This is a genomic window from Aequorivita marina, from assembly GCF_031631895.2.
In the GTDB taxonomy this organism is placed as follows: domain Bacteria; phylum Bacteroidota; class Bacteroidia; order Flavobacteriales; family Flavobacteriaceae; genus Aequorivita; species Aequorivita marina.
In genome coordinates, this window is record NZ_JAVMBW020000004.1 from 14,819 (window position 1) to 36,433 (window position 21,615).

General features: G+C 38.9%; 19 protein-coding genes and 1 tRNA gene. 7 read left to right on the forward strand and 13 right to left on the reverse strand.

Annotated elements, in window-relative coordinates:
• Positions 1 to 109: 109 nt before the first annotated feature.
• The 3 genes from folE to QPK98_RS07260 all read right to left on the reverse strand — a co-directional run bounded on the left by folE (position 110) and on the right by QPK98_RS07260 (position 3,876).
• Positions 110 to 787, reverse strand: a complete 678-nt coding sequence (gene folE, locus QPK98_RS07250) for a GTP cyclohydrolase I FolE (RefSeq protein WP_310992459.1) — start codon at positions 785 to 787, stop codon at positions 110 to 112.
• A 321-nt stretch (positions 788 to 1,108) separates the two neighbouring features.
• Positions 1,109 to 2,638: an OmpP1/FadL family transporter gene (locus tag QPK98_RS07255; RefSeq protein ID WP_310992460.1), complete on the reverse strand. Its 1,530-nt coding sequence runs from the start codon at positions 2,636 to 2,638 to the stop codon at positions 1,109 to 1,111.
• Positions 2,639 to 2,790: 152 nt separating this feature from the next.
• Positions 2,791 to 3,876 carry a hypothetical protein gene (locus QPK98_RS07260; RefSeq protein WP_310992461.1) on the reverse strand — a complete coding sequence of 362 codons (1,086 nt, stop codon included), beginning with the start codon at positions 3,874 to 3,876 and terminating at the stop codon, positions 2,791 to 2,793.
• Positions 3,877 to 3,951: 75 nt separating this feature from the next.
• Here QPK98_RS07260 and proS point away from each other — a divergent pair, with 75 nt between their 5' ends.
• The 3 genes from proS to rpsT all read left to right on the forward strand — a co-directional run bounded on the left by proS (position 3,952) and on the right by rpsT (position 5,858).
• Entirely contained in the window at positions 3,952 to 5,427 is a 1,476-nt protein-coding gene (proS, locus tag QPK98_RS07265; protein WP_310992462.1) for a proline--tRNA ligase, read from the forward strand.
• Positions 5,428 to 5,507: 80 nt separating this feature from the next.
• Positions 5,508 to 5,579 (forward strand) — tRNA-Glu (locus QPK98_RS07270).
• Positions 5,580 to 5,606: 27 nt separating this feature from the next.
• A complete protein-coding gene (rpsT, locus tag QPK98_RS07275) occupies positions 5,607 to 5,858 on the forward strand; it encodes a 30S ribosomal protein S20 (RefSeq protein ID WP_310992463.1) in 252 nt (83 codons plus the stop codon).
• Between the two features lie 88 nt (positions 5,859 to 5,946).
• On the opposite strand, the gene coaD is transcribed toward rpsT, so the two are convergent.
• The 3 genes from coaD to surE form a co-directional block, all read right to left on the reverse strand.
• Positions 5,947 to 6,399, reverse strand: coding sequence for a pantetheine-phosphate adenylyltransferase (gene coaD / locus QPK98_RS07280; protein WP_310992464.1), 453 nt, complete (start codon positions 6,397 to 6,399; stop codon positions 5,947 to 5,949).
• A gap of 94 nt (positions 6,400 to 6,493) precedes the next feature.
• Complete coding sequence (locus QPK98_RS07285; RefSeq protein ID WP_310992465.1) at positions 6,494 to 6,781, reverse strand: hypothetical protein; 288 nt, start codon at positions 6,779 to 6,781, stop codon at positions 6,494 to 6,496.
• 33 nt (positions 6,782 to 6,814) lie between these two features.
• On the reverse strand, positions 6,815 to 7,591 hold the full coding sequence (gene surE / locus QPK98_RS07290; protein ID WP_310992466.1) for a 5'/3'-nucleotidase SurE: 777 nt from the start codon (positions 7,589 to 7,591) through the stop codon (positions 6,815 to 6,817).
• Between the two features lie 188 nt (positions 7,592 to 7,779).
• Between surE and QPK98_RS07295 the strand changes: the two genes are divergently transcribed.
• The gene (locus QPK98_RS07295; RefSeq protein WP_310992467.1) at positions 7,780 to 9,972 is read left to right on the forward strand and encodes a carboxy terminal-processing peptidase; all 2,193 of its coding nucleotides are present in this window, start codon (positions 7,780 to 7,782) and stop codon (positions 9,970 to 9,972) included.
• Positions 9,973 to 10,244: 272 nt separating this feature from the next.
• The gene (locus tag QPK98_RS07300) at positions 10,245 to 11,348 is read left to right on the forward strand and encodes an ABC transporter permease (RefSeq protein WP_310992468.1); all 1,104 of its coding nucleotides are present in this window, start codon (positions 10,245 to 10,247) and stop codon (positions 11,346 to 11,348) included.
• Between the two features lie 254 nt (positions 11,349 to 11,602).
• On the opposite strand, the gene QPK98_RS07305 is transcribed toward QPK98_RS07300, so the two are convergent.
• The gene (locus QPK98_RS07305) at positions 11,603 to 11,725 is read right to left on the reverse strand and encodes a type II toxin-antitoxin system RelE/ParE family toxin (RefSeq protein ID WP_310992469.1); all 123 of its coding nucleotides are present in this window, start codon (positions 11,723 to 11,725) and stop codon (positions 11,603 to 11,605) included.
• Between the two features lie 357 nt (positions 11,726 to 12,082).
• On the opposite strand from QPK98_RS07305, the gene QPK98_RS07310 reads away from it, so the two are divergent.
• A complete protein-coding gene (locus QPK98_RS07310; RefSeq protein ID WP_310992471.1) occupies positions 12,083 to 12,901 on the forward strand; it encodes a DNA/RNA non-specific endonuclease in 819 nt (272 codons plus the stop codon).
• Between the two features lie 81 nt (positions 12,902 to 12,982).
• Here the strand turns inward: QPK98_RS07310 and rodA are convergent, their stop codons facing one another.
• The 6 genes from rodA to purH form a co-directional block, all read right to left on the reverse strand.
• Positions 12,983 to 14,239, reverse strand: a complete 1,257-nt coding sequence (rodA, locus tag QPK98_RS07315; protein WP_310992472.1) for a rod shape-determining protein RodA — start codon at positions 14,237 to 14,239, stop codon at positions 12,983 to 12,985.
• The gene (gene mrdA / locus QPK98_RS07320) at positions 14,239 to 16,107 is read right to left on the reverse strand and encodes a penicillin-binding protein 2 (RefSeq protein ID WP_310992473.1); all 1,869 of its coding nucleotides are present in this window, start codon (positions 16,105 to 16,107) and stop codon (positions 14,239 to 14,241) included. Before mrdA ends, rodA begins: the two co-directional genes overlap by 1 nt.
• Positions 16,104 to 16,613, reverse strand: a complete 510-nt coding sequence (locus QPK98_RS07325; RefSeq protein ID WP_310992474.1) for a rod shape-determining protein MreD — start codon at positions 16,611 to 16,613, stop codon at positions 16,104 to 16,106. Before QPK98_RS07325 ends, mrdA begins: the two co-directional genes overlap by 4 nt.
• The gene (gene mreC / locus QPK98_RS07330) at positions 16,603 to 17,427 is read right to left on the reverse strand and encodes a rod shape-determining protein MreC (protein WP_310992475.1); all 825 of its coding nucleotides are present in this window, start codon (positions 17,425 to 17,427) and stop codon (positions 16,603 to 16,605) included. The genes QPK98_RS07325 and mreC overlap by 11 nt, the downstream gene beginning before the upstream one ends.
• A gap of 118 nt (positions 17,428 to 17,545) precedes the next feature.
• On the reverse strand, positions 17,546 to 18,574 hold the full coding sequence (locus tag QPK98_RS07335; RefSeq protein WP_310992476.1) for a rod shape-determining protein: 1,029 nt from the start codon (positions 18,572 to 18,574) through the stop codon (positions 17,546 to 17,548).
• A 52-nt stretch (positions 18,575 to 18,626) separates the two neighbouring features.
• Positions 18,627 to 20,159 carry a bifunctional phosphoribosylaminoimidazolecarboxamide formyltransferase/IMP cyclohydrolase gene (gene purH, locus QPK98_RS07340; RefSeq protein WP_310992477.1) on the reverse strand — a complete coding sequence of 511 codons (1,533 nt, stop codon included), beginning with the start codon at positions 20,157 to 20,159 and terminating at the stop codon, positions 18,627 to 18,629.
• Between the two features lie 179 nt (positions 20,160 to 20,338).
• Here purH and QPK98_RS07345 point away from each other — a divergent pair, with 179 nt between their 5' ends.
• A complete protein-coding gene (locus QPK98_RS07345; RefSeq protein WP_310992478.1) occupies positions 20,339 to 21,595 on the forward strand; it encodes an ABC transporter permease in 1,257 nt (418 codons plus the stop codon).
• Positions 21,596 to 21,615: the final 20 nt, after the last annotated feature.

Below are 21,615 nucleotides of genomic sequence, written 5' to 3' on the forward strand. Positions count from 1 at the left end.
ACAGGCGACCGATGCGGCCAACCTTTGTTTTAATCTATTTTATTTCGAAATACTACCATCAAATTTATAAGATGATACGATTAATTATAATGTTTTTATCCGTTACACATCAAAAATCTGTGTCCAGCTTCACATAATCTAAAAACTCTCTTCGGACTTCAGGTTTTTTAAACGCCCCTCCAAATTCACTGGTTACGGTACTGCTGTCTATATCGCGAATTCCGCGTGAATTAACGCAGAGGTGCTTGGCATCAATAATACAAGCTACATCGTCTGTGTTTAGAACTTGTTGTAATTCTTTTACAATTTGGATGGTCAGCCGCTCCTGTACTTGGGGGCGCTTGGCGTAGTAGTCAACAATCCGGTTCATTTTTGAAAGCCCAACCACATTGCCATTAGAAATGTATGCAATATGTGCTTTCCCTACAATAGGGAGTAAGTGATGCTCGCAAGTAGAGTAGAGGGTTATATTCTTTTCTACAAGCATTTCCTGATACTTGTACTTGTTTTCAAAAGTGCTTGCTTTTGGCTTTCGCTCCGGATGCAGGCCACTAAAGATTTCTTGTACAAACATTCTTGCAACACGCGTTGGCGTTCCTTTTAGGCTGTCGTCATTTAAATCTAGGCCTAGGGTTTCCATTATATTATGCACGTCTTTTTTTATGCTAGCTATCTTTTCAAGATCGCTCATATCAAAGGCGTCAGCGCGTAAAGGAGTTTCTGTGGCACTGCTTGCGTGATCGTCTCCTATTGCGTCTATCTCTTTAATTTGTTTTTCTAAATCCATTCGAATAAAATAATATTTCTTAAGGGTTTCTCCACTTATATTTGCCCTGCGTTCAATCTTTATCGCCAGGTTTGGATATTAAGGCTGCAAAGATACGCAATAGCAATTGGGAATGAAAAAGTGAAAGTTCTTATTTTCAAGGCTTCCATAAGTCAAATTCATAAATATTTCTTAATTCCTTAGAAAATGATTTGGCTAGATGTCATTTTTTGAAAGCAAGGCTGTGGTAAAAGCTATTGTAACTATCAAACCTTTGCTATTAAATCAAAACAAAGCATAACAACAATTACAAGACATCATGGGGGTTATAGCGCGGTAGTTTTAGAAGTTAAAACCCATAGACAGTGTAAAATTGTTATAGATAGAATTTATGTTTGCACGATCCGTTAGCCCAACACTGTAAAGTTGTTGGTTTCGCTCCTGCTCCGTTCTGGAGTAGGCAAGGTCAAAGCTGTAACTTCCTAAGCTATATCCGGCGCCTACAGAAAACCCAATGCGGTCTCCAGCTACAGCTGTATCTTTATACGGGCTTTCCTCATAGTGAAAACCTCCGCGTAGGCTCAATTGGTTTAGGCGGTACTCAGCACCTGCTCTAAAGGTTGAAGCGCCTTTTAAATTGTTGTCTATTTGGGTGTTGAGATCGCTAAAATAAGTGTCGTGATAATTGTCAATAGTACTGAATTTAACGGAAGAATAATCTTTAAAGGAGTAGTCAAAACTAATTAAACCGGACTGCCCAAAAATATATGCGGCACTTGCTGTAACATTTGCAGGGGTTTTTAGGTTGTAGTCTTCATAAACATTTATAACGTTAGGATTCACTAAGGTATAAAGGTCTCGTCCATCAACCAATCGGCGACTTTCAAGATATTGTGTTGTTTCTTCAGATATTTGATACCAGGTAGGGGTCTCAAAGCTCAAGCCGAGCCGAATATTATCTGCTACAATAGCAATAGCTCCCAATTGTGCCGAAATACCTGCCCCGTTTACCTTTAGATTATTTTCATAACCTACCTTTCTTACAGAAGAACCTGGATTGCTGTTGCCTTCAAGAAAGAATGAGCTTTGATCAAAATTGATGGTGTGCGTGTTTAGGTTAACTCCGAAGTAATACTTGTCGGTAACTTGGGTAGCAAAGTTAATAGAAAATTTACTGTTGTAGCCTTGTGAAAGATACAGGTATTCTTGATTGAAGCTGTTACCTGCAATATTGCTTGTGTAGGCTGTCCCAGTAAGATCATCTGGATCAACTGGGTCAAAAAGAAAAGCTTGGTACCCTAAAAACGCATTTTGTGCCATTGCGCCTTCGTTTTCGCCAAGATAACGGTACAGGCTAGTGATACTTTCCCCTTGTTGTAGGTCTAAAAGACTAAGAGGAAGGCCTTGAGCTTGTGCTAAAAAGAATTCGCCAATAGAAGTGTTTCCAGTTCCAGCAATATACAGGCTGTTGTTGTAGTTTCTGGTGGTGTTATAGTTTAAGCCAATATTAAATTTTTTAAATGCTGAATCTAGGTTTGCATTGTCAATAACAAATACCCCGCCTATCTGGCTAAGTGTAAAATCGTCTGATTTGCTTTTTTCTGAATTATTAAAGTAATTGCTCTCGTTTTTTAGTTTTAGTAACGAGCCAGAAAAATTCAGCTTAGAGTTTAAAAATACTGCACCACCGGCTGGATTAACTCCAATTGCCGAAAAATCGCCACCTAAAGCTCCCATAGCGCCACTTAATGCTTCAAAGCGGGCGGTACCCTTATTGCTATTGGTGCTATACCGAAGCCCATCCGTAATATTTTGAGCTTGAGAGTTTGCAAGAGTTAGAAGGCTTATAATAAGGAGTGAGATTCTTTTCATCTGAATAAAATTTAAAAATACAGGGAACCTATTAGTTTGTGTTGTAATCCAGTTCCTATTAAAGTACAAATATAATGCCCATAATTAGCATTTCAATTTGTGTTTAGAAATGATAAATGGGCATTGAGTTTAGTGTTTCATTGAGCTGCTCTTTATCCGCGGCCACCACGACCTCCGCTACTTCTTCCGCTTCCGCCGCTAGAGCGTCTGCTTCCAGAGCTTCGAATGGAAGATCCTGAGCTTCTACTACGCGATGGCGAAGAGTAATTGCTGCTTCTGGTTCGGTTAGAATTGCTTCGTACACGAGGCGTAGAACGGGTGTTGTTTCTTACGTTGTTAGAGCGTGTATTCTTTATGGTTCTAGTGTTGGTACGCGTATTTCTGGTGTTGCTGCTACGTACATTTCTAGTGGTGTTAGAGCGAGTTGTGTTGGCGCGAGTTGTGTTGGCGCGCACATTATTTCGGTTAATGCGTCGCGTTCTTTCCGAGCGACTGTAAGACGAATTTCGGGTTGAAACATTATTCGATCTTCCACGCGCATTGCTTCTGTTGTAATCGGTATTTCTTCTCCCTCTATTATAAGATACATTATTATAGTAATGATTATTGCCATAATACGAGTTGTAGCTGTAATACGGGCTGTAATGACCGTATCCGTAATATGGGTACCCGTAGCCATAACCATAGCCATAATGAGGATAACCCCAACCATAGCTTATTCCCCAATAGGGTCTATGGTATCCATAATAAGGAGATCTCCAGTAACCACCATACCAATAAGGTCTGTGGTAGAATCCGTACCCTGCGCCGCCGTAATTATAGATGTTTACGGTTACAGCTTCACTATTGCTTCCCCAAGGGCCGTATCCCTCGTCGTTATAATTGTTTTCTTCAATGATAATGTTCCCTTCATCATCCAAGCTTTCTGTGGTTGAATAGGCTTCAACATCGGTAAAGATTGCGCCATCTTCAGGAAGATCGGAGTACGCATTAACCTTAGATTCAAAATATTGTTTGTAATAGTTTGATCTGTTGCTATTGTTATCATCATAACCTTGCTCCTCTGCAGAAGAATAGTTGCCAGAAGAATATATTCCGTCATTTTGTGAATATCCATTTTTTTGAGTTCCACAAGATGCGAGCAGAAGGGCGAAAGCCCCCATGACTCCTAAGGGAATTAAACGTTTTATATAGTATTTTTGAGTAAACATATCTGTGGTATTTTTATTGTTGGACATCTTAAAAATAAGTAGTTTTGCCGAGACTAACTAATCATTTAACATAGGTACAACTTTTGTGCCAAAATCCAAGCTATGGCGAAGAATTTAACAACTAGGGAGGAAGATTACTCCAAATGGTACAACGAGCTGGTAATCAAAGCAGATCTTGCTGAAAACTCGGGCGTGCGTGGTAGTATGGTGATAAAACCATATGGATATGCAATCTGGGAACGCATGCAGGCCGAATTGGATAGAATGTTTAAGGAAACTGGACATCAAAACGCGTATTTTCCTTTATTTATTCCAAAATCCTACTTTAGTAAAGAAGCTAGTCATGTTGATGGATTTGCAAAGGAATGTGCGGTGGTTACGCATTACAGGCTTAAAAACGCCGAAGATGGTAGTGGGGTTGTTGTAGATCCTGAAGCCAAACTGGAAGAAGAGCTAATTGTTCGCCCAACTTCAGAAACCATAATCTGGGATACCTATAGAAAATGGGTGCAGTCGTATCGCGACTTACCACTTTTAATCAATCAGTGGGCAAACGTGGTGCGCTGGGAAATGAGAACCCGCTTATTTTTGCGCACTGCAGAATTTTTATGGCAAGAAGGCCATACAGCCCACGCCACAAAAGATGAGGCAGTTGCCGAAGCACAGCAAATGATGAATATATATTCAGATTTTGCACAAAACTTTATGGCTATTCCCGTTGTAAAAGGTACAAAAACCGAGAGCGAACGTTTTGCAGGTGCTCTAGAGACTTACTGTATTGAGGCGTTAATGCAAGATGGAAAGGCTTTGCAGGCAGGAACATCTCACTTTTTGGGGCAGAACTTTGCAAAGGCATTTGATGTTAAGTTTGCAGACAAAGACGGTTCGCTAGAATATGTGTGGGCTACCTCTTGGGGGGTTTCTACGCGATTAATGGGAGCCTTAGTAATGACTCATAGTGATGACAACGGTTTGGTTTTACCGCCAAACTTAGCGCCAGATCAAGTTGTAATCGTTCCAATATATAGGAAAGAAGAACAATTTGAAGCGGTAGATAAAATTGCGAAAGACCTAATGAAAGACCTACGCGATAAAGGAATTCGAGTAAAGTATGATAATCGCGATACCCATAAGCCAGGCTGGAAGTTTAACGAGTACGAATTAAAAGGTGTTCCCGTTAGAATAGCTATTGGTCCAAAAGATGTTGAAAAGGGCACTGTGGAACTCGCTAGAAGAGATACGCTCAAAAAAGAGTTTATAAAAAGAGAAGATGTAGTAGATAAAGTGACAGCTCTTATGGAAGAAATTCAAGGCAATCTTTTTAATAAAGCAACGGCATATCGTGATAGCCATACTACGGAAGTTTCTACTTATGAGGAATTTAAGGAGGTTTTAGATACAAAAGGAGGCTTTGTCTTGGCACATTGGGATGGAACAGCAGAGACGGAAGAGAAAATTAAAAACGAAACAAAAGCAACAATTAGATGTATTCCTTTACAAGGCGAAAAAATAGCGGGAAGCTGTATGGTTACTGGTAATCCGTCTTCAGAAAAGGTGCTTTTTGCACGGGCTTATTAAATTTTTTAGAAAAAAATGAAAAAGCATTTGGAACATTGAAAAATAGTTGTATTTTTGCATCCGCATTTAAGAAACAAAATGGTCCGTTCGTCTAGGGGTTAGGACGCCAGGTTTTCATCCTGGTAACAGGGGTTCGATTCCCCTACGGACTACAAAAGTTAGAATTTAATAAAAATACAATGGCAAATCACAAGTCAGCATTAAAAAGAATTAGAAGCAACGAGGCAAAACGCTTGCGTAACCGTTACCAACATAGAACTGCTCGTAATGCTATGAAGAGGTTCCAAGAACTTACCGATAAGAAAGAGGCTGAAACTATGTTTCCTAAGGTTGTATCTATGATCGATAAATTGGCAAAGAAGAATATTATTCACACGAATAAGGCTTCTAACCTAAAATCGAATATGGCAAAGCACGTAGCAGCATTGTAAGTTTTTAACTTAAGATTTTTTAAAAAACCCTTTTAGGAAACTAAAAGGGTTTTTTTGTAGTCTTTTTTTTTATGCTTAAAACCTTCTTTTACTTTCTTACCGAAGCAGGAACCAAACCGAAGTAGTCGCCGTCGTTTCGCATAATGTCCCTTACAATGGTAGAAGATATGTTTGAAACCTCTGGAGAACTGATTAAAAAGATGCTGTCAACCTTTGCCATCTTATAATTGGTCTGGGCAATAGGTTGCTCGTAGTTTAAATCAGTAGCGTTTCGAAGTCCACGAACTATAAACTGCGCCTTTTCCGAACTACAGAACTTTGCAGTAAGGCCCGAGTAGCTTTTAATTTTAATCTTATTATTTCCTTGAAAGTTCTTTTCAATAAAATTGATTCGCTCTTCTAAGGAAAACATTGTTTTTTTATCGGCATTTACACCAAGGGCAATTATCAATTCGTCGAAGAGAGGAAGAGCCCGATTAATAATATCAATATGGCCTAAGGTAATGGGGTCAAATGTTCCGGGAAATATAGCGCGTTTCATTGTTTCTGATTAATGGTTAGTAATTGTTTTATCAATTTCGATAAAATAAAAATGGATTGCCTAAGATAATAGATTGTTAGAAAGCCACTTCATTTTAATAAAATTTAGAAAGCAAAATTAACAAAGCAGCTAAGATGGTTGCTAAAACTACACCCCTTGCTCTGTAAATTTGATTCTTTTTTATAAAGATAAAGAACACAACTAAGTTTAAGATGGCTCCTAAAACAATCAAGCTTCCAAAAAAGTCGTTTTCCAAAGCTGCTTTTATGCTTTCCTCTAGGCTGTACTCCGAAAAAAAGAAAATGTATAAATAGGTGCCAGTAAAATTTGCTACCAGTCCTATTAATACTCCAATCAATATTTCCTTTATATGTGGTTTCATCTGCTTTTATAGTGTTGAGGTACGTATTTACAATTATAAATTCCAAGTATCGAGTTCTTTTAAGGCATGATGGGCAGTTAGGTCAAACTGCACGGGAACCACAGAAACAAATCCTTCTTGTAGCGCCCATTCATCGGTATCCTTTCCTTCATCTTTGTTTACAAACTCGCCTGTAAGCCAATAATAATCACGGCCAACAGGGTTTGTTCGTTTGTCAAACTTTTCTTGCCAGTGTGCATCGGCTTGACGGCATACCTTTATTCCTTTAATTTCGGAAGATGAAAGCCTTGGAATATTCACATTTAGAACTACGCCCTTTTGAAGGCCGTTTTTCAAAACCTGTTCGGTTATGGTTTTTACAAACTTTTTAGCAGGTTGGAAATTTGCTTCATGCGAAAAATCTAAAAGCGAAAACCCGATTGCTGGCACGCCATGGGTTCCCGCTTCTACTGCTGCACTCATCGTACCACTGTAGATTACGTTGATAGATGAGTTGCTGCCATGGTTTATTCCGCTAACGCAGAGGTCTGGTTTGCGCTTTAAAATTTCGTTTATCGCTATTTTTACACAATCTACAGGCGTGCCGCTACAACTGAATTCTTGATGGGTTTCTCCCTCCGAAACTTTAATACTGTTACAGTATAAGGCATCGTTTATGGTTATTGCATGGCCCATTCCGCTTTGAGGAGAATCTGGTGCCACTACGCAAACATCGCCAATAGTTTTCATTACCTCAATTAAAGTACGAATACCGGGAGCCGTTATTCCATCGTCATTGGTCACTAAAATTAAGGGTCGTTTCTTTGCCATAATATATTGTGTTTTTAAATAACAAAAATACACTTATTCCAATGCAAGGAGGAGTATTTGGCCTAGGAATTCCGAAAGCCCGTTGCGATAAACCTGTTTAACAAAAAATTAGTACGCGTTTACTTTCGTGGCACGGTTTTTTGTATAATTTAGACCACTCATAATTTAATACCAATAACATGCGGATAATGAAGAAGAATTTTAAAGTTTTATTCCTCGCGGTTTTTGTTTCTGTTGCTTCTTGCAGTTTCACTACCAAGGAATTTGACGATCCTGATAAAGATAAACTACTGTTAGATTTAATTTCATACGTTCTTCAGAAGGGCCATTACGACCCCAAAGATCTAAACGATGAGTTCTCTGTGGCCGTTTACGATAATTTTATTAAAGGCCTCGATCCTTTAAAACGCTATTTCTTGGCTTCAGATATTGCTGAATTCAGTACTTATAAAACCGAAATAGACGATCAGATAAAAAATAAAGACCTTAGCTTTTTTGACCTGGTATACAATCGGTTTAGAACCAGAATGACAGAAGTTCAAAAAATTTATCCTGAGGTACTGGATCATTCTTTTGACTTTACCCAAAAAGACGTTATCAACATAGATTATGATGAACTAGCATATGCTGCTTCTATGGCCGATTTAAAGGCGCGTTGGCAACAACAACTTAAATTCTCTACTCTTTCTTCATATTATGATTTAGTTGAAGAACAAAACAATAAGGAAAAAGGTATTACTGCTTCCGAAGAAGATGAGGATGATACAGCTATTTCGGAAAAATCAAGTACTGATGCCGATGAACCCTTCGAGCCAAAATCCATGGCCGAACTGGAAACAAAAGCACGGGAGACCACAAAAACTTCATTAGATGAGTATTTCGACTTTACTAAAGATTTGGAGCGCGATGACTACTTCTCAATTTTCTTAAATACAATTGTTGCCGAATACGATCCGCATAGCAATTATTTTGCGCCACCAGATAAAGACCGTTTCGATTTACAGATGTCTGGGAAACTAGAAGGAATAGGAGCGAGGCTTCAAAAAAAGAATGATTACATAACGGTTATTGAAGTAATAAGCGGTGGGCCAGCCTGGAGGAGTGAGAAAATTGAAGTTGGCGATGCTATTATGAAGGTAAAACAAGAAGACGAAGATGATGCCGTGAGTATCGTCGGGATGCGTATTGATGATGCAGTTAAGTTAATAAAGGGGCCAAAAGGAACCAAGGTGACCCTTACTATAAAAAATGTAGATGGAACCATATCAGATAAAGTGCTTACCCGCGACATTGTTGAGCTAGAAGAAACTTATGCCAAGTCTTCGATAATAGAGAAAGACGGTAGTAAATTTGGCTTAATAAACCTGCCGCAGTTTTACTTTGACATGGAAAACTATAAGGAGCGCAATGCTGCAACCGATGTTAGAAAGGAAATTATCCGTTTAAAAGAAGAAGGTGTCAAGGGCTTGGTTATGGACCTTAGAGGAAATGGTGGTGGCTCTTTACGAACTGCTGTTGATATTGCGGGGCTCTTTATTAAAAAAGGCCCGATTGTTCAAGTAGCTTCTGCGGGAAATAAAGAGGTTTTGTCAGATAAAGACAGCGAAATTGTATGGGACGGACCATTGGTTATTTTGGTGAATGAGCTTTCAGCTTCGGCATCAGAGATTCTGGCTGCTGCAATGCAAGATTATAAACGCGGCATTGTAATAGGTAGCGCGCAAACCTATGGCAAGGGAACTGTTCAGAATGTAATAGATTTAAACCGATGGTTGCGAAAGAGTGATATGGGCGATTTAGGTGCTTTAAAAATTACATCACAAAAATTCTATCGTGTTAACGGTGGCTCTACCCAATTGGAAGGCGTAAAGAGTGATGTGGTAATGCCAGATAGATACAGTTATATTGATATAGGGGAAAGAGATTATCCAAATCCGCTGCCTTATGATAAAATTGAACCAGCATCATATAACGTGTGGGATGGTTATATTGATTATGACGAGACCATTAAAATGAGCAAGGAACGTATGGCCAAAAATAAACACCTACAATTGATAGATGATAATGCAAAATGGATTCGCAAGCGAAGGGATGACAAAAAGGTAAACCTTAATTATAAGGATTATGTAGCCGATACAGAAGCACGCAAAGAAGAAACCAAACGTTTTGATTCTATTTCTAAATACAACAACCATTTAAGCTTTGAATCTTTACCTTATGAAGTAGCTTTAATGAAACAAGACACAACTCTTTCTGAAAAACGAAAAAGATGGCATAAAAACCTGAAAAAGGATATTTATGTTGAAGAGGCCATCCATGTGCTTGAAGACTTAAAATTGAACAAGGTTAAAGCTAAAAAAGTAGCAGATCTTAAAAACTAAGTTTCGCCTGGCCTTTTATAGGGCTAATCGTTAGAGAGTCTTAATTTATCTAACCTACAAGGTTTTTCACATGTCCACCGACTAAGGAAAACCTTGTAGGGTTTTTATCGTTCTACATTTTCAATTTCAGTAAATTTTGAAATATAAAAATCTTTATTTTATTGATTAAAACATCGCTCCAAAGTCATCTCTCCGCTTCCTGTGTGAGGAGGAGCTTGTATTTATAGGTTTTATTCCAATTGAACGAGCAAATTATTCAGTAAATTTGGAATGTGAAAAAGTCCACCTCTTTATCAAAACTCGCGCTTCAAAAATTTAGAAAGAATTTTTGGGGCGTTTTTAGTTTTGGGTTTTTGACCCTGTGCGTCCTACTAGCTATTTTCGCCTATGCCTTGGCGCCAGATAACTCAAGGAACGCGAACCAAATGCATCTTTCAATCCATTCTAAAAACCCTGGGTTTTCTGTAGAAATGTTATCAATTCCCGCGGCAGTGGAAGATCAAAATGCATTTTCGGTATTTTTCTTCGGAAAAAAAAACGTAGATACCGAAGTGCCTATTTCAAGCTTTACAACAAAGGAGAGTATTATCAAAATTACTGAATATACTGCTGATGCAACCGATGGACTTGAAAAAGAGTATGCGCTTTCCCTTTTTCCTAAAGCGAACGCTGTATCTGAAATTCCGCAACATTATATTGCTAAAAAAACATTCCTTCTCGGTACTGATAAATACGGGCGCGACCTATTGAGCCGAATGCTGATTGGCATTAGAATATCATTGGGTATTGGTTTTGTAGCGGTATTTATCTCCTTAGTTATTGGGGTTACACTTGGGGCAATTGCCGGATATTATGGCGGCAAAGTTGATGCTGCAATTATGTGGCTTATCAATGTTACGTGGTCTATCCCTACCTTATTATTGGTTATAGCCATTACGCTGGCACTTGGAAAAGGCTTTTGGCAGGTTTTTATTGCCGTAGGGCTAACCATGTGGGTTGAGGTGGCCCGCGTGGTTCGCGGACAGGTTATGGGCGTAAAACAAATGCAATATGTAACCGCTGCACGAGCATTGGGTTTTAAAGATTTCAGGATAATTGTTAAGCATATTTTGCCCAATAGTATGGCCCCAGTAATTATAATTTCTGCAGCCAATTTTGCCAGTGCAATTCTTATTGAAAGCGGACTTTCCTTTTTAGGTATAGGCGCCCAGCCCCCAATGCCAAGTTTGGGCGGCATAATTAAAGATCACTACGCATACATTATTTTAGGAAAACCGTATTTAGCACTTATACCAGGACTGGCAATTATGAGTTTGGTAACCGCATTTATGTTGATTGGTAATGCGCTTCGGGATGCTATGGATGTGCGGGGTTAGAGGCCGAATATGTGTGAGGAGCTATTTTTATAGTTGAAATACATTAAAATTTGATGAAGATGGGCATTAGAGAAAGAAGATATAAGTTAATTGAAAAATGAATTCAAAAGTTGAAGATTTTGAAAGAGCTGAATACTTTTTTTGAACACGAAATTAATTCAACAGATTTTTGGGATAATAGTCTTCAGGATTACGGCGCTATATGACAACCGACAGTTTTAAATGTCCGCCCAGCCCTTCTCGTATTATCCGCATTAAGGTGGAAAGCCGAATGTCGCTAGCATTGTTTTCGATTCGAGAAATATAACTCTTGGTCGTTCTGCTTTTTTGATTTCTTTTTTCGGTGTTTTCTGTGTCTTTTTTTGAAATCCGTGCAAGAGGATTATTAAATTTCGGATCTGCGATGAATGTCTTCTTTCTTTTAAAAGAGATCTGTCCGTCGTTAATTCTTAAAATAAGTTGGCAGAGGGAGTGGTTAGAAGCCTTAACCCTTCCGACCCTCCATATCCTATCGGATTTGGTGTGCCACTTTCTCTTCTTTGAAGGGAAGGAGCACTACTTCCTCTTAAGTAGAAATTATTTCTAAGTTAGCTAAATAGATAACATGTGCAAAATGTCAAGAAGATTTTTCGTAGCGGACAATCCTAAAATCGGCAAAATTGTGTTAGCCTTTGAAGAATCACATAAAAAGCCGAATTGATGAGTTTATCTTCAGAGAATTGTATTTTTGAACCATGAACCGAAAATACATTTACCCCGTAGTAATTATTATAGTGACCGTAGGATTATACTACGCCGATGATCTGTTTGATGAAAATAATAATTTAATTTCAAATACTTCACAAACAACATCAACAACTAATACATCTGAATTTGATGATTCCTTTCTTCCGCAATCAACCACAGGAGCTATTGTAAACCACAACTATTACACACTTTCCTATTCCGAAGCCCACGAACAAGCAGAATGGGTGGCGTATGAGCTTAGTAAAAGTGATTTGTCAAGAAACGATTTTGACCGACCTTATTTTGAAATTGATAATACGGTAAAAACAACTTCGGCAGATTGGCGAAACTATAAAAAATCGGGTTACGATCGGGGTCACTTGGTTCCTGCTGGGGATAGAAAAATGTCTTTTGAGGCTTATAACGAAACATTTTTAACCAGTAATATAAGTCCGCAAGATCATGATTTTAATGCAGGTATCTGGAACCGATTGGAGCAAAAGGTTCGGTATTGGGCAGACCGATATAATGGCGTCTATGTAGTAACGGGAGGCGTTTTAGCAGGAAATATGAAAACTATAGGGTATGAAAATGTTTCGGTCCCCAATCAGTTTTATAAAATTGTGGTTGATGTTACAGATGGCAATTATAAGGCCATTGCATTTTTAATTCCGAATAAGCCTTCCGATAAATCTTTTTATGAATATGCAGTTTCAATAGATAAAATTGAGACGAAAACCGGAATTGATTTCTTTCCTGAGCTCCCAGATTCAATAGAAGATAAAATGGAGCGTACAATTGATTTAAAAGCTTGGGGTAGGAAATAATTTTACCGTATTCAGTTGCAGTAAATAGTGCTCAACTTCGGAAAGGAACCGGTCGAGTTTTTCCTTTGGAGAATAGAGAGCTTATGTATAATGAAAATTTGCAGCGTCTAGTTTTACGAATATAAAAAGTAATACTGTAAACCCCCATAATCCTGAGCCGCCATAGCTAAAGAACGGCAGTGGTATCCCGACTGTTGGAAAAATTCCTGTTACCATACCAATATTGACGAAAAAGTGTAGAAAAATAATAGCCGCAACGCTATAACCATACACCCTTCCGAATTGATTTTTTTGCTTTTCTGCTTTATACAGTATCCGTATAATAAGCCCTATAAACAACAATACAACAACCATGCTGCCCACAAACCCCCATTCTTCACCTACGGTACTAAAAATATAATCGGTGTGCTGTTCTGGCACAAAATTACCTTTGGTCTGTGTTCCTTCGGTCCAACCTTTCCCTAGCAAGCCCCCGTTACTAATGGCAATTTCACTTTGATGGGTGTTGTAGCCAATTCCGCGTGAATCTGCTTCCTTCCCAAGAACGATGTTAAACCGATCGCGATGGTGTTGCTTAAAGACATTGTTGAAGATATAACTTACCGAAAAGGTCAATGCAATACAGCTAGCGGCTATTAAAATGTATTTTATAATATTGGGCCGTTTTTTTCTATTTCTAAAAAATATAAACCCTGTTAGTAACAAAACCCCAAGAGCCACCCAAATTGAACCAAAAGCAAGGGTTGATACAAAGATTATGGTGGCAAAAAGCCCCAAGAGTAAATACACGCCGTGAAGGCCTTCGCGATAAAGTGGAAAAATAAAGGCCGCATAAACCAGAACGCTACCAGGGTCTGGCTGCATCATAATTAAAATTACGGGAATGGCAAGAATAAGGAGTGCCCCTATCTGGTTTTTAAAGCTTTCCATATTCGTTTGAATATCGCTAACGTATTTTCCAAGTGCAAGGGCAGTAGCGGCCTTGGCAAATTCACTGGGTTGGATGCTAAACCCACCAAAGTCGTACCATGCAGTGGTTCCGGCAATGGTTCGCCCAAAAATGAATAAACCCACTAGTGAAAGTAGGGATGCAATATATATTACACTTGCAAAACGCTCATAAAACTTAGATTCAATAGCAAGTACGAAGATTATAAGGATAAAACTTAAACCAATCCAAATCATTTGTTTTCCATAGATTTGGGTAAAGTCAAAGTAGCCTTTAGCGGTTTCGCTTAGTGAAGCCGAATAGATGTTTATCCAACCCATACTTACCAAAGCTAAATAGATAAATATGATCAACCAATCAAAACGTAAATGGCTTTTACTTCCCGTCATTATCTATTAATTGAAAAGGGTTGGCCACTGTATTGCTTGGCATATTCATCTTCTAAACTTCCCTCAAGAACAAATTTCTCCATGTCGGTTCGGGTTATTTCGCCTTTTATATATTTTTCAATCATAAGTCCGGCAATTCTTCCTGCCCAGCGCGAGCCCCAATAACCATTTTCCACAAAAACTGCAATTGCAATCTTTGGATCGTCCTTTGGCGCAAAGGCTACAAATATAGAGTGATCGGTAAGTTGGACGCGCTTGCCGTCAATTCGTGTAAAATTCTCAGCGGTTCCCGTTTTTCCACAAATTTCAATTCCCGGTATGCGGATATAAGACGCTGTACCTTTTTCATACACCTCGTGCATTCCTTCAACCACAGGTTCAAAATATTTGGGTTCTATGGTGGTGTGGTGCTTCTCTTTAAATTTTTGTGGAATGGTATCTGGCCCAATTACATTTTTAATAATATGTGGCGTATAATACCAACCTCTGTTGGCAATAGCTGCCGTAAAGTTGGCCATTTGAATTGGAGTAAGAGAAATTTCGCCTTGCCCAATGGAATTTGAAATGGTAGCTGTTGAAAACCACCTGTATTTCGGATAATTATAAAACCGGTTATAAAAGTCGGCATCTGGAATAAAGCCTCTCCGGCCGCTGGGTAAATCATAGCCTAGGAAATCGCCTAGACCAAAACTCGATAAATGGGCCTTCCAATGGTCAGTTCCTTCTTGAATGCTAGGGTATTTATCAAGAGACCTGCGATAAAGCGAAGCAAAATACGCATTACAAGATTGGGCAATTCCGTGTATCATCGCTGTAGGGCCATGGGCGCCATGACATTTCATTAACCTTCTTCCGTTATAGTAATAGCCTCCCCGACAATTAAGTTTTTCGTCCACTTCTACTACATTTTCTTGAAGGGCGATAAGCCCTGTTAGGGTTTTAAAAGGTGATCCTGGTGGGTATTCACCCATTAAACCTCTATCGTACAAGGGTTTTCCGATGGTGTCATACCACAATTTTGTAAAGTTTTTTGAGCGTTCTCGACCCACCAATAGACCGGGGTCATAGTTAGGAGCCGATACCAATGCAAGAATTTCGCCTGTTGCCGGTTCAATTGCAACTATCCCACCTCTTTTATGGACCATTAATTCGGTGCCGTATTTCTGAAGAGCGGCGTCAATGCTTAACTGGATATCGTTTCCGCGTACGGGCAGGGTGTCATAAATACCTTCTTTATAAGGGCCGATATCGCGGTTAAAACGGTCTTTTTGAATGTATTTCACCCCTTTTTTTCCACGAAGAACGTCCTCATATTCCTTTTCAACTCCCGCAGTACCTATAAGTTCTCCCATTTGGTAATAGGGGTTTTTTTCAATTGTGGCATTATTGACTTCTGCAATGTACCCCATTACGTTGGCCGAATGATTTACCTGATACTCACGTAGGGAACGGCGCTGAATATAAAAACCTTTGTATTTATACATTTTTTCAGAAAGCGAAGCATAATCGGCTTTTTTTAACTGTGGAATAACTACCGATGGAAGCCTAGGGGAATACACGGTTGCTTTTCTTAGTATTTCTTTAAACTCTTCCTTGGTTATTTTAAGCAAGCTACAAAACTCTAGCGTGTCTAAAGGCTTAACGTCTTTGGGGATAACCATAACATCATATGAAGGTTGGTTAGACACCAGGAGCTCTCCATTTCTATCAAACATATACCCGCGCTGCGGAAAATCGTACATAATCTTAATGGCGCTGTTTTGTTGCAGCGAATCTGAGGAGCCACCATAAACCTGCAAATAGAATAACCGAGCGGTAAACAGAAGGCCGCTGATTAAAACCAATGCTAAGAGTACAATTTTTCTCATCTATACTTTTTGTCGAATAAAACTAAGGTACCTATTATTAAAACAATAGTAAATATTCCTGAGAATAACGTAGATTTTAAAAGTAACAGTATATGGTCAACACTAAAAATTTCTAGAGCAAACATCACAAAATGATGCATAAATACCAGCGAAGCTATGTAGGTCAGTCTTTCCATAGGATCTGCTTTTCTTATTTTGATGCTGTTGTATTCATAACTTACCCCGAAAGAATACTTTAGTACAAAGGGTCTTATATATGCAATAAAGGCACAAGCTGCGGCATGAACTCCTCCCGAATCTTCAAGGATATCAACGGAAAGTCCTAACAGAAAGCCCAGAAAAATTAAAAGCCCTTTGTTGCCATCTAACGGATAAAGCAAAATAAAAATAATGTAGAGATAAGGGTTAATATAGCCCAATAGATTGATGTTGCTAAGTATTAATACCTGAAAAAGTACTAGGACTATAAACCGGACAATATTTATAAAGATATCGTTACTTTGCATTGTTCACTCTATTTTCCAGCTCCCTAATTTCTGCTGCGTCATTGTTCTTAATTAAGTAAACATGCTCTAAGCTGGTCATGTCGTTGAAAAGCTGAATGTTTACATAATAATAGTTATCATCCTTGTCTAAATGAAAATCTTTTACCGTTCCTATTAGTATCCCTTCGGGAAAAATAGTAGATCGTCCGCCAGTTACCACGGTATCTCCTTTTTCAAGAGCGGCCAGTCTAGGAATATCAATGAGTTGCACGACGTTCGGGTTTAATGTGTTCCATTTCAGCGAACCAAAATGGCTAGACTTTTTTAATTTCGCATTAATTCTACTTTGCGTATTTAAAATGGATTGAACGGTGGCATAATTTTTTGAAACATCACTTACAATCCCAACGAGTCCTTTTGAAGTTATTGCCCCTAAATCAATGCTTATGCCGTCATTTTCACCTTTGTTTAAGGTAAGCTGGTTTTTTGTGCTTGCGTAGTTGTTGTTGATGACTCGGGTTGCAAAATAGTCATATTTATTAGGGATTGTGATACTGTCTGGAATGGGAACTGCAAATGTTTTTAGCTGATCCAACCGCTTCCTGAGCAATAAATTTTCTTCTAGTAATTGGTCGTTTTCCGTTCTGAGAGAAAAATAATCCGTTACATTGTTGCGCATGCTGTAAATCCCCCCAGTTAAAAAGTTTGCGGAGCTTACAAATTTATGGTTGTGGTAATTGTGCGATTGGATAGTAAGTGCAACCGAAACAATAAAAAGCAATAGAAACAACAGGAGGTTTTTGTTCCGTATAAAGAAAAATATAATCTGTTGCATTGCTTTTTGAGGTTAAAATATTCTGTTTTCTTATGCGAGCAACGCCATAAATGGGTAACTGGGTTCTTTTTATTTTTGATGCGAAATTACTACCTGTTTTGCGTAATGTTTTAAGAATTTATTTTATCAAAACGCTTTTAAACTTGCCTAGGTTTTTTAAACAAATTCCGGTTCCACGTACTACGGCACGCAACGGGTCTTCAGCAATATAAACTGGAAGATCTGTTTTTTGTGAAAACCTTTTGTCCAGCCCGCGTAGCATAGAACCACCTCCGGCTAGGTAAATTCCCGTGTTATAAATATCGGCTGCAAGTTCTGGAGGTGTTTGCGATAGGGTTTCCATAACCGCATCTTCAATACGCAAAATAGACTTGTCCAACGCCTTTGCAATTTCCCGATACGAGGTTTGCACCTGCTTTGGTTTTCCGGTTAGCAAATCGCGACCTTGTACGTCCATTTCGTCTGGTGGAAGTTCTAAGTCTTCGGTAGCGGCCCCAATCTGGATCTTTATCTTTTCAGCCGTTCGCTCTCCAATATATAAGTTATGCTGGGTACGCATGTAGTAAACAATATCGTTTGTAAACACGTCTCCCGCAATTTTCGCCGATTTATCACAGACAATTCCGCCAAGGGCGATTACTGCAATTTCGGTAGTTCCGCCCCCAATATCAACAACCATGTTTCCTTTTGGTTGCATAATATCAACCCCAATACCAATGGCTGCTGCCATAGGCTCGTGAATTAAGTACACCTCTTTTCCGTTAACGCGTTCGGCGCTTTCTTTTACAGCGCGCATTTCCACCTCGGTAATTCCGCTGGGAATACAAATAACCATCTGTAACGAAGGTTTTAGCCATTTTTTCTTAAGTGCAGGAATGTCACTGATAAACATGTTTATCATTTTTTCACTTGCATCAAAATCAGCAATTACCCCATCTTTTAACGGGCGAATTGTTTTTATGTTTTCATGCGTTTTTCCTTGCATCATTGCAGCTTCTCGGCCAACAGCAATTATTTTTCCCGTGGTACGGTCGCGTGCAACAATAGACGGAGCGTCCACCACAACCTTGTCATTATGGATTATAAGGGTGTTCGCGGTACCAAGGTCAATGGCTATTTTTTCAGTTAGGAAGTCAAAAAATCCCATAGTTTATAGTTCGTGGTGTTTGAGAGTTAAGCTTTTAGCAAATTTAATATAATTAATGTTTGAAATGGCGGGTACCCGTGAATACCATTGCCATTTTATGGGCATTACAGTAATCTATGCTCAGTTGGTCTTTAATAGAGCCACCGGGTTGGATTACAGCAGTTATTCCGGCATTATCCGCTATTTCTACACAATCTGGAAACGGAAAAAATGCATCGCTGGCCATTACGGCTCCTTCAAGGTTAAAGTTGAATGCGTTTGCTTTGTCAATTGCTTGCCGTAATGCATCTACACGACTCGTCTGGCCGGTTCCGCTGGCGCAAAGCTGTTTCCCTTTTGCAAGAACAATTGTGTTTGATTTTGTATGCTTGCACACTTTTGAAGCGAACAACAAGTCTTCTAACTCGTCATGATTGGGTTTATTGTTTGTTGCGTGTGTTAAAATATCCTTAGTGTCAGTAATATTATCCTTGTCTTGAACTAAAACTCCATTTAAGCAAGTGCGCACTGTTGTTGAAGGAAGTTCCGTTTCCTTTTGGATCAATAGGATTCTGTTTTTCTTGCCTTTTAAAACTTCTTCGGCTTTTGCTGAAAAAGAAGGGGCAATCACTACTTCGCAAAAAAGGCTGTGGATTTCATTTGCCGTAGCTTCATCTATTTCAACGTTGCTTATCAAGATTCCGCCAAATGCTGAAACAGGGTCGCCAGCCAGAGCTGCCGTGTAAGCTTGTTGTATGGTTTCGCGTTGGGCGATACCGCAGGCATTGTTGTGTTTTAAAATGGCGAAAGTTGGCGCTTCTCCTTTAAACTCGTTCATAAGGTTTACGGCAGCGTCAACATCTAGCAAGTTGTTGTAGCTCAGTTCCTTACCGTGAAGCTTAGTGAATACCTCGTCAAACTCGCCAAAGTAAAATCCTTTTTGATGTGGGTTTTCACCATAACGCAACGCTTTACCACTAGTTTCACTTATTTTAAATGCCGAAAGGTTTTCTTCGGAATTGAAATAGTTGAAAATTGCTGTGTCGTAATTTGAAGAAACGTTGAAGGATTTTGCTGCAAATCGCTTTCTTGCCTTTAAGTCAATTTCTCCATCATGCTCCGTTAGCAACTCTAAAAATTCTGCGTAGTCAGCTACTGAAGAAACACAAATTGTATCCTTAAAGTTCTTTGCTGCTGCGCGAATAAGTGAAATACCGCCAATATCTATTTTTTCAATGATATCTGCTTCCGAAGCACCCGAAGCCACCGTTTTTTCAAAAGGATATAAATCTACAATTACGGCGTCTAGCTGCGGAATGTTGTACTGATCCATCTCTGCTACATCGCCTTTGTTGTCTTGTCTGTTTAAAATTCCACCAAAAACCTTGGGGTGTAAAGTTTTAACACGACCGCCCAAAATAGAGGGATAATCGGTAACATCTTCAACCGGAATTACTTCTATTCCCAGATCATTAATGAATTTTTGAGTACCTCCTGTGGAGTATATTTTTACACCTTGAGCGTCCAGTTTTTTAACGATTGGAGCAAGACCATCCTTGTTAAAAACAGAAATTAAAGCTGAGGTTATTTTTATAGAATTGTTCATTGTAGATAATTAAGGTGCAAAAGTACATAAATGAATAGTAAATTTGTAACATAAGTATACAGAAAACGTCTTACTTTTTATAAATTTATCAAGCTTTGTGAAATCGTACTTCTGCTTCGCTTGAAAACTAAAAATAAATCATCTCCTGATAGTTATCGGGACGCTAATTTAAAATTTCAATGCTAATCTACCTTCGTGTTTTAAAGGAGAGCTTTAATTTTGCTATTAATGCGTTGCGCAACAATAAATTGCGAACGTTTCTTTCGTTGGTCGGGGTAACCATTGGTATTTTTTCGATAATTGCAGTCTTGGCTGCAGTAGATTCCTTAAAAAGGGAAATTGAAGGCAGTATAAGTGGGCTAGACAATAGTACCATTATTATCATGCGGTTTAATTTTGGTCCAACTGAAATTCCGCGCTGGAAATGGCAACAGTTTCCAAATGTTACCTATGATGAATTTCAGCATATTGAGCGCAATACGCCTAATTTGGGTGCCGCCACATTTAGTTTGGGCGTTCCTAATGAAAGTGTAAAACATGAAGGTGTTCAAGTGGATAATGTTCCTATTGGGGCGGTTACCGATAGTTATTATTACATAGAATCCCTCAAGCTTGCGGAAGGTCGGTTTTTTAATGGCGCTGAATCTAATAGCGGCTCAATGGTGGCTGTGTTGGGCGATGAAATTGCCAATCAGCTGTTTGGTGGGTCGGCCAATGCCATTGGTAACCAAGTGCGTATTTACGGAAGAAAATTTACCGTGATAGGCGTATTGGAAAAAGAAGGAGCCAGTCTTTTTGGAGGCTCAAAAGACACCTCGGTATGGATTCCTGTAAATGTAGTTAGGCGCATTTTTGGCGATAACAACAAAAGTCTTTTCCCGCAAATTATTGTAAAACCTGAAAAAGATGTAGATAACGCGGAGTTTATTGCGATGTTAACCCAGCAACTTCGTTTAAAACGCGGGTTAAAGCCAGACCAGATAAGTAACTTTTTTGTAAACCAGCTGCAAGGCTTTGCAGATTTTATAGATAATATAACCGGAAGTATGAATATTATAGGGCTTATAATTAGCGGGTTTTCACTGTTGGTAGGCGGTTTCGGTATTGCTAATATAATGTTCGTTAGCGTAAAGGAGCGAACCAATTTAATTGGGATTCAAAAGTCCTTAGGAGCAAAAAATAAGTTTATTCTGTTTCAGTTTTTGTTTGAAGCAGTAATCCTTGCTGTAATTGGCGGTTTAATAGGGCTCTTCTTGGTTTTTATAGTTTCTATTCTCGCTTCACAATTTACAGGCGATTTTGAATTTGTACTTTCCCCGTGGAATATGTTTGTCGGTACGGCAATTAGTGCTGCTATTGGTCTTATTTCTGGGATTCTTCCAGCTATTTCGGCTTCAAGGCTAGACCCTGTTGAAGCTATTAGAACAGGAATGTAGCGCAGTGGAAATTTCAAATT

What these genes read in the sequence shown, in the direction of transcription:
- mreC (WP_310992475.1), bottom strand. Translation starts at nt 17,427, where the DNA reads ATGCAACAGATTATATTTTTCTTTATACGGAACAAAAACCTCCTGTTG.
- proS (WP_310992462.1), top strand. Translation starts at nt 3,952, where the DNA reads ATGGCGAAGAATTTAACAACTAGGGAGGAAGATTACTCCAAATGGTAC.
- folE (WP_310992459.1), bottom strand. Translation starts at nt 787, where the DNA reads ATGGATTTAGAAAAACAAATTAAAGAGATAGACGCAATAGGAGACGAT.
- QPK98_RS07345 (WP_310992478.1), top strand. Translation starts at nt 20,339, where the DNA reads ATGCTAATCTACCTTCGTGTTTTAAAGGAGAGCTTTAATTTTGCTATT.
- rpsT (WP_310992463.1), top strand. Translation starts at nt 5,607, where the DNA reads ATGGCAAATCACAAGTCAGCATTAAAAAGAATTAGAAGCAACGAGGCA.
- mrdA (WP_310992473.1), bottom strand. Translation starts at nt 16,107, where the DNA reads ATGAGAAAAATTGTACTCTTAGCATTGGTTTTAATCAGCGGCCTTCTG.
- QPK98_RS07285 (WP_310992465.1), bottom strand. Translation starts at nt 6,781, where the DNA reads ATGAAACCACATATAAAGGAAATATTGATTGGAGTATTAATAGGACTG.
- surE (WP_310992466.1), bottom strand. Translation starts at nt 7,591, where the DNA reads ATGGCAAAGAAACGACCCTTAATTTTAGTGACCAATGACGATGGAATA.
- QPK98_RS07255 (WP_310992460.1), bottom strand. Translation starts at nt 2,638, where the DNA reads ATGAAAAGAATCTCACTCCTTATTATAAGCCTTCTAACTCTTGCAAAC.
- QPK98_RS07325 (WP_310992474.1), bottom strand. Translation starts at nt 16,613, where the DNA reads ATGCAAAGTAACGATATCTTTATAAATATTGTCCGGTTTATAGTCCTA.
- QPK98_RS07310 (WP_310992471.1), top strand. Translation starts at nt 12,083, where the DNA reads ATGAACCGAAAATACATTTACCCCGTAGTAATTATTATAGTGACCGTA.
- QPK98_RS07335 (WP_310992476.1), bottom strand. Translation starts at nt 18,574, where the DNA reads ATGGGATTTTTTGACTTCCTAACTGAAAAAATAGCCATTGACCTTGGT.
- coaD (WP_310992464.1), bottom strand. Translation starts at nt 6,399, where the DNA reads ATGAAACGCGCTATATTTCCCGGAACATTTGACCCCATTACCTTAGGC.
- purH (WP_310992477.1), bottom strand. Translation starts at nt 20,159, where the DNA reads ATGAACAATTCTATAAAAATAACCTCAGCTTTAATTTCTGTTTTTAAC.
- QPK98_RS07295 (WP_310992467.1), top strand. Translation starts at nt 7,780, where the DNA reads ATGAAGAAGAATTTTAAAGTTTTATTCCTCGCGGTTTTTGTTTCTGTT.
- QPK98_RS07260 (WP_310992461.1), bottom strand. Translation starts at nt 3,876, where the DNA reads ATGTCCAACAATAAAAATACCACAGATATGTTTACTCAAAAATACTAT.
- rodA (WP_310992472.1), bottom strand. Translation starts at nt 14,239, where the DNA reads ATGACGGGAAGTAAAAGCCATTTACGTTTTGATTGGTTGATCATATTT.